The sequence below is a fragment of the Gordonia sp. OPL2 genome (assembly GCF_003797825.1).
Lineage (GTDB): Bacteria > Actinomycetota > Actinomycetes > Mycobacteriales > Mycobacteriaceae > Gordonia.
In genome coordinates, this window is the sequence record NZ_RKME01000001.1 from 220,330 (window position 1) to 236,671 (window position 16,342).

The following is a 16,342-nucleotide window of genomic DNA, read 5'->3' on the forward strand; positions in this document are numbered from 1 at the left end:
CAGGACTGACTACACGTGAAGCTCGCACTCGACATCGGATTGGTCATCACCAGTGTGTTGATGGTGGTGCTGGTGTTGCTGCACCGCGGCAAGGGCGGCGGCCTGTCCTCGCTCTTCGGTGGCGGCGTCCAGTCGAGCTTGTCCGGCTCGAGCGTCGTCGAGCGCAACCTGGACCGGCTCACCATCTTCGTCGGACTCATCTGGTTCATCTTCATCATCGGCATCGGGATCGACATCAAGCTCTCCTGACCGTCGCATCGGAGGAGGATCCCGCGCTCGGGCAGTGCGGTGACCTCGACCGGCAGTGCCGGACGCACACGACGGACAGCCCCGAGATGCCGCAGCCGGGGTATGCCGGGATACTGGAACCCATGAGCGATTCGACCTCGACCCCGTCCGTCGGTGCCGCTGCATGGCGACCATCGATCTCGATCGTCGACCACATCACCGTTGACGACGAAGGTCGTGCACTGACCGAACCGTTGCGCGAGGACATCCGTTTGCTCGGTGGCATCCTCGGCGACGTGGTGCGCGAGCACTCCGGGGCGGACGTGTTCGACCTCGTGGAGAACGCGCGTGTCGCGGCATTCCGGATACGTCGCTCCGAGATCGACCGCGACGAGCTCGCCGACCTCTTCGCCGACCTCGAGATCGGCGTCGCGCTCCCGGTCATCCGCGCTTTCACCAACTTCGGGTTGCTGGCCAACCTCGCCGAGGACATCCATCGCGAGCGCCGCCGTGCGATCCATGTCCGCGCCGGTGATCCGCCGCAGAACAGCAGTCTCGCAGCGACTTACGCCAAACTCGCCGCCGCCGGACTGTCGGATGCCGACGTGGGCCGTGCCCTGGCGGATGCAGCGGTGGTCCCCGTCATCACCGCCCATCCGACCGAGACACGCCGCCGGACGATCTTCGAGGCGCAGAACCGCATCACCGAGCTCATGCGATTCCGCGGCCGGACAGAGCTGACACCCGACGAGGATGCCGAGGTCACCGAGGGCATCCGGCGACAGATCCTCACCCTGTGGCAGACCGCGCTGATCCGCCTGGAGCGTCTGACGATCCAGGACGAGATCCGTTCGGGACTGCGGTATTACGACGCCTCGTTCTTCGATGTGGTTCCGCGGATCAACACCAAGGTGCGGGCCGCACTGCGCGAGGCCTATCCGGAGGCCGGACTGGCCGACGACCCCATGGTGCGTATGGGGTCGTGGATCGGCGGTGACCGGGACGGCAATCCGTATGTGACCGACGAGATCGTCACGATGGCGACGACACAGGCAGCCCAGACGGCGGTCGGTCATCACCTGGCCGAGCTCGAGAACCTGGCCGAGGAATTGAGCATGTCCTCGCGACTCATCGACACCTCGGACGCGCTCCTGGAGCTGGCCGACGTCGCCGCCGACGATCCGGCGGCCGACGAACCGTTCCGAGCGGCCCTGCGCCACATCCGATCCCGGCTCGCCGCGACCGCGGACACCATGTTCGACGCCGACTTCCTGTCGTCGAACGACCTCTTCCTCGTCGACGGTCGGACACCGTATGCAACGGCCGGTGAGTTGCTCGACGACCTCGACATCATCGACACGGCGTTGCGGGACAACCGCGACGACACCATCGCCGACGACCGGCTGCTGCGTCTGCGGGAGAGCGTGCGGACCTTCGGGTTCAACCTGTCCGGGCTCGACATGCGGCAGAACTCCGACATGCACGAGGAGGTCATCGCGGAGTTGCTCGCCTGGGCCGGTGTCCATTCGGATTATGCGTCCCTGAGCGAAGCCGAGCGGGTCGAGATCCTCACCGCCGAACTGGGGGCGCGGCGACCGCTGACCCGCCCGGACGCGACCCTCAGCGAACTCGCGACCAAGGAGCTGAACATCGTGCGGGCCGCCGCACGCGCCGTCGGCACCTTCGGCCCGCAGGCGGTGCCGAACTACGTGATCAGCATGTGCACGTCGGTCAGCGACATGCTCGAACCGATGATCCTGCTGAAGGAAGCCGGTCTGATCGACATCGACGGCGACACCGGCACGCTTACGTCCACGGTCCGGATCGTGCCCCTGTTCGAGACGATCGAGGACCTTCAGCAGGGCGCCGAGACCTTGCTCGCCGCGCTGGACATCCCGCTCTACCGCGATCTCGTCGACGGTCAGTCCGGCATGCAGGAGGTCATGCTCGGCTACTCGGACTCCAACAAGGACGGCGGCTACATGGCCGCCAACTGGGCCCTCTACCGCGGCGAGCTCGATCTGGTGGAGGCCGCGAAGAAGGCGGGCATCCGGCTGCGGCTGTTCCACGGACGCGGCGGCACCGTCGGCCGCGGTGGCGGACCCAGCTACGACGCCATCCTGGCCCAGCCGCCCGGTGCCGTGCAGGGATCGCTCCGGATCACCGAGCAGGGTGAGATCATCGCCGCCAAGTACGCCGAACCCGTTCTGGCCGAACGTAATCTGGAGACATTGCTGGCCGCCACCATCGAGTCGTCGCTGCTCGACGTGGAAGGTCTCGGCGACGATTCCGAGGACGCCTATCGGATCATGGACGAGATCGCGGCGCTCGCACGCGCCGCCTACAGCGCCCTCGTCCACGAGACGCCCGGGTTCGTCGAGTACTTCACCACCTCGACCCCGTTGTCGGAGATCGGTGCGCTCAACATCGGCAGCCGACCGGCATCACGCAAGCAGACCGAGAAGATCTCGGACCTGCGGGCGATCCCGTGGGTGCTGTCCTGGACGCAGTCACGCGTGATGCTCCCGGGCTGGTACGGCACCGGCGCCGCCTTCGAACAATGGGTCGGTGACGACGAGCAGCGTCTGGAGACGCTGCGGCGCTACTACGAGGAGTGGCCGTTCTTCCGAACCGTGATGTCCAACATGGCCCAGGTGCTCGCCAAGTCGGACATGGGTCTCGCCCATCGCTACGCGCAGCTCGTGCCCGACGAGACGTTGCGGGACAGGGTGTTCGGGATGATCGTCGAGGAGCACGAACGCACCATCGGCATGTACTCGAGGATCACCGGCACCGACGATCTGCTCTCGGACAACGCCGCCCTGAAGCGCTCGGTGTACAACCGGTTCCCGTACCTCGAGCCGCTCAACCTGTTGCAGGTGGAGTTGCTTCGACGCTTCCGCGCCGGCGACGACGAACCCCGCGTGCGACGCGGCATCCAGCTGACGATGAACGGCCTGGCGACCGCCCTGCGCAACTCGGGCTAGCGGTCGTCGGCGCCGGCGCCGACGGTCGTCGTGAGCCGCCCGGCACCGACGCTGTTTCGGTCAGTCCGAGAATCGGTGTGCGGCATTGCCGCTTGCGCCCGCCGACACCTCCGGGCACAGCCGGATCGAGTGGTCGTAGTAGCGCTCGTCGAGTGGCAGATAGGGGATCGGAGGTTCGTCGGCGACACCGGCAAGGCGATCGGCCAGTTGCTGTTCGACGTCACCGACCGTGGTGTCGTCGACGTCGCGTGCCCGGGTGATGAGATGTGGGCGGAGCGCCTGCATGCCGGTGTACCACAGGGTGCCGTGCAGCGTGGTCCACAGCACGTCCTCGACATCGCCGCTGATCCCGCGCGGGCCGAGGCTGCCGGGCCGGTCGCCCGCGGTCACGATCGTCAGCGCGCGCCGGCCGACGAGCCCGCCGTCGCCGTACTTCCGGGCCCGACCGGTGTCGGGATCGATGACGTCATAGGCGAAACCACGTTCGAAGACGCGGTCGACCCAGCCCTTCATGATCGCGGGCATCCCGTACCACCAGAGTGGGAACTGCAGAACGACGAGATCGGCGTCGCGCAGCTTGCGTTGCTCGACCGCGACGTCGGCGCCGCCCTCCTTGCGCAGGATCGGATCCCAGTCCATCGCGTACAGATCCGAGGAGTCGACGTCCCATCCGCGTGTGCGCAACTGGTCGCTGCCGAACCGGTAGAGGTGATGATTGAGGGACCCCTCGTCGGGGTGTGCCACGACCCACAGTGCTCGCATGTCCGGTGCAACGCGACCATGGGCGTCTCGCATTCCGGCACCGCCGTCCTGGCCGGTCGGTCGGGTGTCGGCGTGGTCTACAGGCGCGAGGCGGCGCCGCGGTCGAGGAGCCAGACCGTCTCATCGGTTCCATGGGCACCGGCACACGGCCAGTCGGCGGCGTGCGCACCGGTGTGGGCGGCCGAGACGGCCTCCGCCTTGTCGTCGCCGGCCACGAGGAACCAGACCGCCTTGCTGCGATTGACCACCGGCAGGGTGAGGGTGATCCGACGCGGGGGCGGCTTGGGTGAATCCTCGACGGCGACAACGGTCTTCTCGGTCTCCGCGGTGGCCGCGCTGTGCGGGAAGAGGGAATTGATGTGTCCCTCGCCGCCCATGCCGAGCAGGTGGAGGTCGAAGTGCGGCACTCGTCCGGCGCCGAATCGTTCGAGGACACCGGCGTAGTCGGCGGCCGCGGCGGCGATGTCGTCGCCGAACTCGCCGTCGGACGGGGCCATCGCGTGCACGCGTTCCGGATCGATCGGGACGTGGTCGAGGAGAGCGTCGCGGGCCTGGCCGTAGTTGCGTTCCGGGTCGTCGGCCGGCACGAACCGGTCGTCCCCCCAGAAGAGCTCGACCCTGCCCCAGTCGATGTCGCCGCTGTCGGCGGCCAGTGCACGCAGGATCGCGATACCGTTGCTGCCGCCGGTCAGCACGACCGACGCCACGCCGTGATCGGATTGCGCCCGGGTGACCAGATCGACGAACCGTCGCGCCGCGGTCGTCACCAGTTCGCCCTTGTCGTCGAAGACGAGTGTCTCCGGGGTCATCACGCCACCTCTCCCTCGACCTCGATCTCGGTCACACCGCTCAGGGCCTGTTCGTACACCTCGTCGATGTCGAGTCGCCGCAGTTCCTCGGCGAGCAGAAGCGGCAACTCGCGTCGCGACATCGCCACGCGCCCATCGGGTTTGCCCGGCATGGTCAGCACCGCGTTGTTGTTCTGGTCGACCGCCAGCACGGTGGGGCCGTCCTCGCGGATCAGCCGGACCTCGAAGCTCCCCATGCGGCGGGTCGTCGGCACACCCAGCGAGGACCGCAACCATCCGGCGAGCAGGTCGACGCCAGGGGAGTCGCCGGGCCCGGTCACCTCGACCGCGGTGATGGCCGAGTGTGGCGGGCGGTCGACGGCCGACGCCAGCAAGGCTCGCCAGTGGGTGATCTGGGTCCATGCGAGGTCGGAGTCACCCGGCGCGTAGGTGGCCAGCCGACGGGCGAGCACCGTCCGCGGATTCGCCGACCGGCTCGCGTCGAGTATCCGCCGACGGCCGAGGGTGCCCATCGGGTCCCGCGCCGGGTCCTCCGGTGCATTGCCCGGCCACCAGGTGACGACCGGGGTGTCCGGCAGCAGGAAAGGGGTCACCACCGATCGCGGATGATTCGCCAGATCTCCCCGCAGGGTGAGGACCACGACCTCCGATGCACCGGCGTCACCGCCGACCCGGATCTCGGCGTCGAGCCGCGACTCGGAGTCACGATCGCCACGGCACACGACGATCACGCGACTCGGATGCTCGCTGCTCGCTCCGATCGCGGCCTCGATGGCGCCCTCGGTGGGCTCGCCGTGATCGGCGCAGACGACGAGCGTCAGGACGCGCCCGAGGCTGATCGCGCCGCCCGATTCACGAACCTCGACGATCTTCTTGGCGACGACATTGGTGGAGGTGTCCGGGAGTTCGACGATCATCGTGCGTCATCCTGTCGGTAGTTCTCACGCTGCGAGGTCATGGCCGCCGCCAACTGCGACCCACCCGCTCCATCATCTCGTCGGCCGTGCCCGGCCCCCACGTACCCGACTCGTAGGTGTCCGGCCGGCCACTCTCCGCCCATGCCTCGATCACCGGATCGAGGATGCGCCACGACAATTCGACCTCTTCGTTCACCGGGAACAGGGACGGCTCGCCGAGCAGCACGTCCAGGATCAGCCGCTCGTAGGCCTCCGGCGACGCCTCGGTGAACGCCGTACCGTAGCTGAAGTCCATGTTGACGTCGCGCACCTCCATGCTCGACGCCGGAACCTTGGAACCGAACCGCAGGGTGATGCCCTCGTCGGGCTGGACCCTGATGACGAGTGCGTTCTGGCTCAGTTCCTCGGTCATGGTCTTGTCGAACGGCAGATGAGGTGCCCGCTTGAAGACGAGCGCGATCTCGGTGACCCGGCGACCCAGCCGTTTTCCGGTCCGCAGGTAGAACGGCACCCCGGCCCAACGCCGTGAATCGACCTCGAGGGCGATCGCGGCGTAGGTCTCCGTCGTGGAGTCCTTGGCGAAGCCCTCCTCGTCGAGCAGGCCGGACACCTTCTGGCTGCCCTGCCACCCGGGGCCGTACTGACCGCGGGCGGTGTTCTCGTCGAGCGGCAGGATGTTGCGTGTCGCGGCCAGGACCTTGATCTTCTCGGCCTGCAATTGCTTGGGCTCGAAGGAGATCGGCTCCTCCATCGCCACCAGCGCCATCAGTTGGAGCAGATGGTTCTGGATGACGTCGCGGGCCGCGCCGATGCCGTCGTAGTACCCGGCCCGACCGCCCAGCCCGATGTCCTCGGCCATGGTGATCTGGACGTGGTCGACGTAATGGGAGCTCCACAGCGGGTCGAACAGCTGGTTCGCGAACCGCAACGCCAGGATGTTCTGCACCGTCTCCTTGCCGAGGTAATGGTCGATGCGGAACACCGACGACTCGGGGAACACGCTGTTGACGATCGAGTTGAGTTCCTTCGCCGACTCGAGGTCGTGCCCGAAGGGCTTCTCGATGACCACGCGTCGCCAATTGTCCTCGTCCTCGGTGGCCAGGCCGCTACGGTGCAGTTGCTCGCACACGGTCGGGAAGGCCTTCGGCGGGATCGACAGGTAGAAGGCGTGATTCCCGTCGGTGCCGCGCTCCTTGTCGAGGCGGTGCAGGGTCTCCTTCAGTCGGTCGAACGCGTTGTCGTCGTCGAACGAGCCCTGGACGAAACGAAAACCCTCGGCGAGCCGCTCCCACACCTCCTCGCGGAACCCGGTGCGCGCGTGATCCCGGACGGCGTCGTGTACGACGGTCGCGAAATCCTCGTCGTCCCAGTCCCGTCGGGCGAAACCCACGAGCGCGAAGGAAGGCGGCAACAGACCCCGGTTGGCGAGGTCGTACACCGCGGGCATCAGCTTCTTGCGTGCCAGGTCACCGGTGACCCCGAAGATGATCAGACTGCACGGTCCCGCGATCCGGGGCAGGCGTTTGTCGCGCGGATCGCGGAGCGGGTTGCTCCAGGTCGAGGCGGTGCCGGCCACCCTGGTCAGCCCTTCGCGGACGACAGCTGCTCAGCGGTGGCGTCGAGCAACTCGTTCCACGAGTCCTCGAACTTCTGCACACCCTCGTCCTCGAGGACCTTGAAGACGTCGGCGACATCGATGCCTGCGGCGGCGAGCTTGTCGAAGACCTCCGCCGACGCCGCGCCGAGACCGATGATGGACCCCGTGTTCACCCACCCGTGGTCGGCGAAGGCGTCCATCGTCTTGCCCGGCATGGTGTTGACGGTGTTGGGAGCGACGAGCTCGCTGACGTACAGGGTGTCCGGGTAGTCCGGGTTCTTGACGCCGGTCGACGCCCACAGGGGTCGCTGCGGGCGGGCGCCCTGCGCGAGGAGATCGGGGAACCGCGACTCGACCTCGAACACCTCCTGGTAGGCCTGGTAGGCGAGCCGCGCATTGGCGAGCGCCGCCTTGCCCTTCAGTTCGGTGGCCTCCGGGGTCCCGATCGCGTCGAGGCGCTTGTCGATCTCGGTGTCGACGCGCGACACGAAGAACGAGGCGACCGAGTGGATCGAGGACAGGTCGTGCCCGGCCTGCGCTGCCGCGTCGAGGCCGTCGAGATAGGCGTCCATCACCTTCTTGTACCGCTCGACCGAGAAGATCAGCGTCACGTTGACACTGATGTCCTCGGCGAGGGTGCGGGTGATCGCCGGCAGGCCCGCCTCGGTGGCCGGGATCTTGATGAGCAGATTCGGGCGGTCGACGATCTTCCACAGTTCGACCGCCTGGGCGACGGTGCCGTCGGTGTCATGGGCCAGTCGGGGATCCACCTCGATGGACACCCGCCCGTCGACGCCGCCGGAGGCCTCGAAGACCGGTGCGAGAACATCACAGGCGTTGCGGACGTCGTCGGTGGTCACCGTGCGGATCGTGGCGTCGACGTCGGCGCCTCGGGCGGCCAGCTCGTTGACCTGGGCGTCGTAGCTGGTGCCCTTGGACAGTGCGGCCTGGAAGATCGACGGGTTGGTGGTGACGCCGACGACCGACTTGGTCTCGGTCAGTCCCTTCAGGTCACCGGAGCTGATGAGGTCCCTCGACAGATCGTCGAGCCACACGGACACACCGGCTTCGGACAGTTCGGCCAATTTCGGATTCTGCGTCATGCTTCTATCCCTTCACGTTGGCGATCGAACGCTGTGCTGCGGCAACGGTGGCGTCGGGAGTGATCCCGAACTCCTTGTACAGCGTCTTGTAATCCGCGGATTCCCCGTAATGCTCGAGCGATACACATTCACCGAATCCGCCGACGATCTTGTGCCACGACATCGCGATGCCGGCCTCGACGGAGACCCGGGCCTTCACGGTCGGCGGCAACACCTGGTCGCGGTAGTTCTGGTCCTGGCTGTCGAACCACTCCATACACGGCATCGACACCACCCGGGTGCCGATGCCCTGCGTTTCGAGGGTCTCGGCCGCGGCCACCGCGATCTCGACCTCGGAACCGGTGGCGATGAGGATCACCTCGGGTGCGGGAGTCGAGGACTCGACCAGAACGTAGCCACCCTTGGCGACGCCCTCGGCGGAGGTGTTGGCGAGCACCGGGACCTTCTGCCGAGTGAGGCAGAGTCCGACCGGCCCGCTGCTGCTGGACTTGCCCAGCACGGTCTTCCATGCGGCAGCGGTCTCGTTCGCATCGGCCGGGCGCACCACACTCAGGTTGGGGATCGCGCGCAACGCGGACAGGTGCTCGATCGGCTGGTGCGTGGGACCGTCCTCGCCGAGACCGATGGAGTCGTGGGTCCAGACGTAGATGGGGTCGATGTCCATCAGGGACGCCAGTCGCACGGCCGGACGCATGTAATCGCTGAACTGCAGGAACGTACCGCCGTAGGCGCGAGTCGGTCCGTGCAGCACGATGCCGGACAGGATCGCGGCCATCGCGTGCTCACGGACACCGAAATGCAGTGTGCGCCCGTAGGGTTCGGCATTCCAGTCGTCGGTGGTGATCGACGTGGGGCCGAACGAGTCGGCGCCCTTGATCGTCGTGTTGTTGCTGCCGGCGAGGTCGGCGGACCCGCCCCACAACTCGGGGAGCACCGGGCCCACCGCGCTGAGCACGTCGCCGGACGCGGAACGCGTGGCCACCGAGTCGCCGACCTCCCAGGTCGGCAGCACATCGGCCCAGCCCGAGGGCAGTCTGTCCTGGCTGACGCGGTCGAACAGTTCCTTGCGCTCGGGCTCGCGGGCCACCCACGCGTTGAAGTCGGACTCCCACTCCTGATGGGCCTTGCGGCCGCGGTCGACGAGAGCCCGGGTGTGACCGATCACCTCGTCGGTGACCTCGAAGTTCTTGTCCGGATCGAATCCGAGGATCTTCTTCGTCGCGGCGACCTCGTCGTCGCCGAGCGCGGCGCCATGCGCCGCACCGGTGTTCATCTTCGTCGGTGCCGGGTAGCCGATGATGGTCCGCAGCACGATGATCGACGGCCGGTCGGTGACCTTCTTGGCCTCGGCGACGGCATTCTCGATGGCCACGACGTCCTCGCCGCCCTCGACGACCTGCACGTGCCAGCCGTACGCCTCGTACCGCTTGGCGGTGTCCTCGGACAGAGCGATCTTCGTGTCGTGCTCGATGGAGATCTTGTTGTCGTCGTAGAAGAGGATCAGATTGCCGAGTTGCTGGGTCCCGGCCAGTGACGACGCCTCCGAGGTCACGCCCTCCTCGATGTCGCCGTCCGAGGCCACTACATAGATGTAGTGGTCGAACGGGCTCTCGCCCCACGCGGGAGACGGATCGAACAGCCCGCGCTCGCGTCGCGACGCCATCGCCATACCGACGGCCGAGGCGAGTCCCTGGCCGAGCGGCCCGGTGGTGATCTCGACGCCCCGGGTGTGACGGAACTCCGGGTGTCCCGGGGTCTTGGACTTGTAGGTCCGCAGCGCTTCGATGTCGTCGAGTTCGAGGCCGAACCCGCCGAGATACAGCTGGATGTACAGCGTCAGGCTCGAGTGGCCGCACGAGAGGATGAACCGGTCGCGGCCCACCCAGTCGGTGTCGGCGGGATCATGGCGCATCACGCGCTGGAAGAGGGTGTAGGCGAGGGGAGCGAGACTCATCGCGGTGCCGGGGTGACCGCTGCCGCATTTCTGCACGGCGTCCGCGGCCAGGATCCGGACGGTGTCCACGGCTCGGGTGTCCACGTCGGTCCAGTCGTCCGGGTAGGACGGCTTGGTCAGTGCACTGATGTCATCTGTGAGCGCCACGGTCGTGCTGTCTCCTGTACCTGGTCGGTTGCGATGGTTATCGGTTGCGAGGGTGGGCGGGATCTGATCGGCCGATGGTGTGCTTCGGCAGCTACGGGGTCCAGAGTAATCGGCCGCACTTCCAGGCGGCGCGGTGAGTGACGTGAAGGTGGGCGGGACTCGATTCTTCGATCGCCGAACCCACGGTCTACCATGCTGTGTAGTAGCCCGCGGCTGCGTTGCCGCGCCGCCCGGGCAGACGAGGAGTAGCCGTGAGGATTGGGGATCGTGTGAGCGGAGATCTGTCCGCCGCATCCCGTGGTACCCATGGCGAGACGGCTCCCGCAGTCCCACCGACCGACGCGACACCGTCGGTTCCGTCCCGGGTCCGGGCCACCGTCCTCGCATACGTCGCGCTGACCAAGCCGCGCGTGATCGAGCTGCTCCTGGTGGCGACCATCCCGGTGATGCTGCAGGCCGACCGCGGCCACGTCGACATCGCACTGATCGCCGCCACCCTGCTCGGCGGCTGGCTCGGTGCCGGGAGTGCGAACACGCTCAACATGGTCGCCGACGCGGACATCGACCAGAAGATGAAGCGCACGGCCCGTCGACCGTTGGCCCGGCACGCGGTGTCGACGCGAAGCGCACTGATCTTCGGCATCGTGCTCTGGCTCGGATCGTTCGGTGTGCTCTGGTGGGCCGCCAATCTGCTCAGTGCGCTGCTCGTGACGGCGACGATCGCGTTCTACGTCGGCGTCTACACGATGATCCTCAAACGCCGCACCTGGCAGAACGTCGTCTGGGGCGGGGCCGCGGGATGCATGCCCACCCTGGTGGGCTGGGCCGCCGTGACCGGGACGATCGGCTGGCAGCCGATCGTGCTGTTCCTGGTGATCTTCTTCTGGACACCGCCGCACACATGGGCGCTGGCGATGCGCTACAAGGAGGACTACCGCGCCGCGGGCGTCCCGATGTTGCCGGTCATCGCCACCGAGGAACGCGTCACCCGGCAGATGGTCATCTACACCTGGGCCACCGTCATCAGCTCACTCGTGCTGATCGCCGGGACGAGCTGGATCTATGCGGCGGTCGCGGTCCTGTCGGGCGGATGGTTCGCCAGCCGGGTGCAGAAGCTGTACAAGGAGACCCGTGCCGGCGCCGAGGTGGCGCCGCTGAAGATCTTCCTCCAGTCCAACGAGTACCTCGCGATCCTCTTCTGTGGCCTCGCCATCGACGCGGTCGTCAACCTCCCGCTGATCACCAGCTACTTCTGAGTCTGCGGCGCGTCGTCGTCCGTGGGCCTCGAGCCCGCCGAGGCACCGAGCCGCATCTCGCCGACCGTGCCCGAAATCTCGTCGATCGTGCCCAGGATTTCGTCGATCGTGCCCAGGGCTTCGTCGATCGTGCCCAGGGCTTCGTCGATCGTGCCCAGGACCTCGCCGATCGTGCCCGGTTCCGCCGATCGGGGTGCGGTCGGGCGCTGATCGAGGCCGTGACCCGGGCGTCAGTCGGGCAGCAGTGCGGTCGCGCCGGTGGTGGCGCGGTTCTCGAGATCGTGGTGTGCCTGCTGGGCGTCGGAGAGGCGGTAGTGCTGACCGACGCGGACATCGATGTCGCCGTCGGCGATCGCGCCGAGGAACTCACCCGCACGCCACCGCAACTCGTCGGTATCGGCGATGAAATGCGCCAACGTGGGCCTGGTGACCGACAGTGAACCGGCCGGATTGAGACGCTGCAGATCGAACGGCGGCACCGGTCCGGACGCGGCTCCGAAGAGAACGATGATCCCGCGGATCGCAGTGGAGGCGAGCGACTGCTCGAAGGTGTCCGCGCCGACACCGTCGTAGACCACCGGGACACCGCGACCGTCGGTCAGCGACCGGACGTCCTCGGCCAGCGAGTCGCCATAGCGCAGCACGTGATCGGCCCCGGCCGCCGACGACAGCTCGGCCTTCTCGGCGGTCGACACCGTCGTGATGACGCGCAGGCCGCGGCGCTTGGCGAGCTGGGTCAGGATCAGTCCGACACCGCCGGCACCCGCGTGGACGAGAACGGTGTCGCCGGAGCCGGGATGCGCGCTGCCGTCGAGCAGGTAGTGCGCGGTGAGTCCGCGCAGCATCGCGGAGCCGGCGACGTCGTCACCGACACCGTCGGGCACCGGAACGGCTCGCGATGCGGGTACGGCCACGAGTTCGGCGTAGCTACCGGGGCTGTCGACCCAGCAGACACGCTGACCGACGTCGATGCCCTCGACGTCGGCGCCGACCGACACGACCTCACCGGAACCCTCCGCGCCGGGGATGTAGGGCGGCGTGGAGGGGTACAGGCCACGTCGCAGATAGGTGTCGATGAAGTTCACGCCGACGGCGGCGGTGCGGACCAGGATCTCGCCGGGCGCCGGGATCGGATCGTCGACCGTCCCGAACTCCAGGACCTCGGGACCACCGTGTCGAACCACCTGAATTGCGTGCATGGGTCAGTTCTACCGCATGCCCGGTACGCGCTCCTGCACCCGACGTCGTCCGCGCCAGGTGGTCGGCGAGGCCGGTGACATCGACCCCGGTATATTCGAACACCATGAGCGAGCAGCAGGATTCGGACAGCACCGGGACCGACGCCGAGGCGCCCGCCGTGGCGGCACCGCAGGACGTCGTGGCATCCGTGCGGGGATTCATCTCGCGTGAGGGCGGATCGGCGAAAGCCGTCCTCCAGCCCATCGGGGCCGCCGGAGTGCGGATCACCCTCGTCGGGGAGAAGGGCGGAATCCTCGGCGACCGCGTCGTCACCGACATCGCGACGGCCGAGGCCGTGGTCGCAGCCATCGACGGACTCGAGACAGCCGAGTGGGACCGGGACCTGACCTCCGCGGCGAACGTGTCGCCCTCGCACTATCGCAAGATGGCCGGCTGGGTGGCCCACCAGAAGCGTTTCCCGAAGGCACGCAACAGCGCCATTCTCTGATCGTTGCCGTCCGACCGATCACGGCCGGAACTTGCGGAACGGCCCAGGTGCCCGGTGCTACCGAGTCGCGGACGGCTGCTCGGCGACGACGGTCCGCGTTCCGAATTGCAGGATCAGCCAGGTCGCGCAGATCAACAACAGCGCGCTGACGGTCATGTGGATGATCACGAGCACGATCGGCAGCCCCGTGTTGTACTGCACGACGCCCACCACACCCTGGACCGCGAGCAGCCCGAGGAACGTGTAGGCCGTCTTCTGTTCGTCGACGGCGAGCACTCGGGTGAACACCGCGATCGCCACCGCCAGACCGATCAGCACGAAGACCGAGTCGGCATGCAGCTGCGTCGCGTGGTCGGGCGCGAGGCCGTTGCGAGGAGCCTCGGTGTCACCGGCGTGGGGTCCCGATCCGGTGACCACGGTGCCCAGGTAGATCACCGCCCACGTGACCAGATACTGCAGCACGGCCAGACTGCGGCCGAGGCGGGTTCCGGGACCTGCCGGGGCGGTCGGCGGGGCGCTGGGCCGCAATCGGAAGACGAGCACGGTGGCGCCGGACACCAGGATCATCGACAACACGAAATGCAGCGAGACGACCCACGGATTGAGCTTGGTGAGCACGGTGATGCCGCCGATGACGCCCTGGAACGGGATGCCCAAGGCGAGCACGGTGACCAGCCACCGCTCCCGTCGCCGGGCGCGGGCGTAACGGAGGACCGCGGTGAACGCCGCGATCGCGATGACGATGAGCACCCAGGTGAGCATCCGGTTGCCGAACTCGATGACACCGTGGACACCGAGTGCCCCGTGCGGGACGAAGGAGTCGTCGGTGCAGCGGGGCCACGTCGGGCAGCCCAGCCCCGAGCCGGTGAGACGCACGGCGCCGCCGGTCGCCACGATGCCGACGTTGGCGGCCAGCAACGCGATCGCCCACCAGTACACGAACCGTGCTGTGGGACGGCCGAATCCGGGAACGCGGTCGAACCGTCCGCCGGACGACCGGACGGCGGCCCCCTCAGAGGTGTGTACCGCCGACGACGCCGTCGCCGCGGAAGACCCTGTCGTGGATGAAGACTCGTTGGACACTGTCATTCGAACCGAAACCACCTCACCGCGAACACGGCTGCGACAGCCGCCCACGCCACCAACACACAGATTCCGAACACGTCCACCGACCCGTGCGTGGCCTGTCCGAGCGCCTCGGTCAGCGCGCCCGACGGCACGCATCGGGCCGCCCACTGCGCCGCCTCGGGCACACGGTCACCCATCACCACGAGACTGCCGACACCCACCAGCGCGAACCACAGCAGGTTGGCGAGGGCCAGGACGACCTCGGCCTTCAACGTGCCGCCGAGCAGGAGACCCAGCGCCGAGAACGTGACGGTCCCCACGGCGATCAGGACCGCACCCAGGAGCAGTCCCACCAGCGAGGGGCGCCATCCGAACGCGAGTCCGATCCCGCCGACGATGACCGACTGCAGGCCCACCACGATCGTCACGGCGATCGATTTGCCGGCGATGATGCCCCACCGCGGCAGGGGAGTCGCACCCAGTCGTTTCAGCGCGCCGTAACGCCGGTCGAAGCCCAGGGCGATCGCCTGGCCGGTGAACGCCGTCGACATGATCGCGACGGTCATGATCGCCGGTACGAAGGTCGTGGCCCGCTCGGCTGTCGACGAGCCGAGGCCGGTGTCGACCGGCAGCAGGCACAGGCCGACCAGCAATGTGATCGGGATGAACATGGTGAGCAGCAGCTGCTCGCCGTTGCGCAGCAGGAGCGTCAGCTCCATACGCGACTGGGCGATCAGGATCGCCGGGAGCGAGGCGGCGCGGGGACGCGGCGTGAAGGTGCCGGGTGCGAAGCGGTTGGCGGTGGTCATGAGCGCAGAGCCCGTCCGGTGAGGTCGAGGAAGACGTCGGAGAGGCTGCGTGTCTCGACCCGCAGGTCGGTCGCCAGCACGTCGATCTTCGCGCACCACGCGGTGACCGTGGCCAGCACCTGCGGTGTCACCGGCCCGCCGTCGACGAGGTAGCAGCCCGGTGCGGTCTCGGTGCACCGGTGGTCTTCCGGGAGCGCGAGCTTCAGCAGCGACAGGTCGAGACCACGGGGCGCGGAGAACCGTAGTTCGTTCTCGGCACCACGACTGGTGAGGTCGGCAGGGGTCCCGGAGGCGACGACACGGCCGTTGTCGATGATGACGACCCGGTCGGCCAGCTCTTCGGCCTCGTCCATCAGATGGGTGGTCAGCAGCACCGACACACCGTCACCGCGGAGGCGATCGATCAACTCCCACACCATGATCCGGGCATGGGCGTCCAGACCCGCGGTGGGTTCGTCGAGGAAGACCAGTTCGGGCCGTCCGACGATGGCGCAGGCCAGCGACAGTCGTTGCTGCTGCCCGCCGGACAGTCGTCGGAACGAGGTGCGCGCGCAGTCGGCGAGTCCGAGGACCTCGAGCAGCCAGCCCGGATCGATCGGGTCTGCGCTGTAGGCGGCGCAGAGTCGCAGCATCTCCTCGGCCCGCGCCCCCGGATAGGCGCCGCCACCCTGCAACATGACCCCGATACGACGGCGCAGGATGTCGTTGTCTACGGCGGGATCGTGCCCGAGGACCGACACCGATCCGGAATCGGCGGTCAGGAACCCCTCACAGACCTCGACCGTGGTCGTCTTGCCCGCGCCGTTGGGGCCGAGCAGTGCGAGCACCGAACCGGTCGGCAGTTCCAGATCGAGACCGTCGACGGCGGTCCGCTCCCCGTAGCGTTTGATCAGGCCGGTGACGCGCAAGGCGAGGTCCGACGAATCCGCGGCGGTCACGGTGCGACCATCGACCGGTCGATGATCAGGCCGTCGATCATCTCCGTGGTATCGCTCTCGCATCGTCGTGCCGCGCACAC

General features: G+C 67.8%; 14 protein-coding genes. 4 read left to right on the forward strand and 10 right to left on the reverse strand.

Translation table 11 applies throughout. The features are described 5' to 3' along the window. The first annotated feature begins 15 nt into the window (after window positions 1-15). Both secG and ppc read left to right on the forward strand, forming a co-directional pair. Window positions 16-249: a preprotein translocase subunit SecG gene (gene secG, locus EEB19_RS01025; RefSeq protein WP_187582325.1), complete on the forward strand. Its 234-nt coding sequence runs from the start codon at window positions 16-18 to the stop codon at window positions 247-249. 86 nt (window positions 250-335) lie between these two features. Continuing rightward, on the forward strand, window positions 336-3,215 hold the full coding sequence (ppc, locus tag EEB19_RS01030) for a phosphoenolpyruvate carboxylase (RefSeq protein ID WP_187582327.1): 2,880 nt from the start codon (window positions 336-338) through the stop codon (window positions 3,213-3,215). A 60-nt stretch (window positions 3,216-3,275) separates the two neighbouring features. Here ppc and EEB19_RS01035 read toward each other — a convergent pair whose 3' ends face one another. The 6 genes from EEB19_RS01035 to tkt all read right to left on the reverse strand — a co-directional run bounded on the left by EEB19_RS01035 (window position 3,276) and on the right by tkt (window position 10,504). Next, a complete protein-coding gene (locus EEB19_RS01035) occupies window positions 3,276-3,977 on the reverse strand; it encodes an NAD(P)H-dependent oxidoreductase (RefSeq protein ID WP_187582329.1) in 702 nt (233 codons plus the stop codon). Window positions 3,978-4,054: 77 nt separating this feature from the next. Further along, window positions 4,055-4,786 carry a 6-phosphogluconolactonase gene (gene pgl / locus EEB19_RS01040; RefSeq protein ID WP_187582331.1) on the reverse strand — a complete coding sequence of 244 codons (732 nt, stop codon included), beginning with the start codon at window positions 4,784-4,786 and terminating at the stop codon, window positions 4,055-4,057. Further along, window positions 4,786-5,703, reverse strand: a complete 918-nt coding sequence (locus EEB19_RS01045; RefSeq protein WP_187582333.1) for a glucose-6-phosphate dehydrogenase assembly protein OpcA — start codon at window positions 5,701-5,703, stop codon at window positions 4,786-4,788. The genes pgl and EEB19_RS01045 overlap by 1 nt, the downstream gene beginning before the upstream one ends. 37 nt (window positions 5,704-5,740) lie before the next feature. Continuing rightward, complete coding sequence (zwf, locus tag EEB19_RS01050) at window positions 5,741-7,279, reverse strand: glucose-6-phosphate dehydrogenase (protein WP_187582335.1); 1,539 nt, start codon at window positions 7,277-7,279, stop codon at window positions 5,741-5,743. A 5-nt stretch (window positions 7,280-7,284) separates the two neighbouring features. Further along, window positions 7,285-8,403, reverse strand: coding sequence for a transaldolase (gene tal, locus EEB19_RS01055; protein ID WP_187582337.1), 1,119 nt, complete (start codon window positions 8,401-8,403; stop codon window positions 7,285-7,287). 4 nt (window positions 8,404-8,407) lie between these two features. Beyond that, complete coding sequence (gene tkt, locus EEB19_RS01060; protein WP_187582339.1) at window positions 8,408-10,504, reverse strand: transketolase; 2,097 nt, start codon at window positions 10,502-10,504, stop codon at window positions 8,408-8,410. 251 nt (window positions 10,505-10,755) lie between these two features. Between tkt and EEB19_RS01065 the strand changes: the two genes are divergently transcribed. Beyond that, window positions 10,756-11,760 (forward strand): heme o synthase, encoded by a 1,005-nt coding sequence (locus tag EEB19_RS01065; RefSeq protein ID WP_187582341.1) that lies wholly within the window; start codon window positions 10,756-10,758, stop codon window positions 11,758-11,760. Between the two features lie 230 nt (window positions 11,761-11,990). On the opposite strand, the gene EEB19_RS01070 is transcribed toward EEB19_RS01065, so the two are convergent. Then, the gene (locus EEB19_RS01070; RefSeq protein ID WP_187582343.1) at window positions 11,991-12,959 is read right to left on the reverse strand and encodes a quinone oxidoreductase; all 969 of its coding nucleotides are present in this window, start codon (window positions 12,957-12,959) and stop codon (window positions 11,991-11,993) included. A 104-nt stretch (window positions 12,960-13,063) separates the two neighbouring features. On the opposite strand from EEB19_RS01070, the gene EEB19_RS01075 reads away from it, so the two are divergent. After that, window positions 13,064-13,447: a hypothetical protein gene (locus EEB19_RS01075; protein ID WP_187582345.1), complete on the forward strand. Its 384-nt coding sequence runs from the start codon at window positions 13,064-13,066 to the stop codon at window positions 13,445-13,447. A gap of 57 nt (window positions 13,448-13,504) precedes the next feature. On the opposite strand, the gene EEB19_RS01080 is transcribed toward EEB19_RS01075, so the two are convergent. From EEB19_RS01080 to EEB19_RS01090, 3 genes are read right to left on the reverse strand one after another with little or no spacing between them, the layout of a single operon-like run. After that, window positions 13,505-14,536: a heme A synthase gene (locus EEB19_RS01080; protein WP_187582347.1), complete on the reverse strand. Its 1,032-nt coding sequence runs from the start codon at window positions 14,534-14,536 to the stop codon at window positions 13,505-13,507. Further along, a complete protein-coding gene (locus EEB19_RS01085) occupies window positions 14,533-15,324 on the reverse strand; it encodes an ABC transporter permease (protein ID WP_187582349.1) in 792 nt (263 codons plus the stop codon). Before EEB19_RS01085 ends, EEB19_RS01080 begins: the two co-directional genes overlap by 4 nt. Then, window positions 15,321-16,262 carry an ABC transporter ATP-binding protein gene (locus EEB19_RS01090; protein ID WP_262365351.1) on the reverse strand — a complete coding sequence of 314 codons (942 nt, stop codon included), beginning with the start codon at window positions 16,260-16,262 and terminating at the stop codon, window positions 15,321-15,323. Before EEB19_RS01090 ends, EEB19_RS01085 begins: the two co-directional genes overlap by 4 nt. Between the last annotated feature and the right edge of the window lie 80 nt (window positions 16,263-16,342).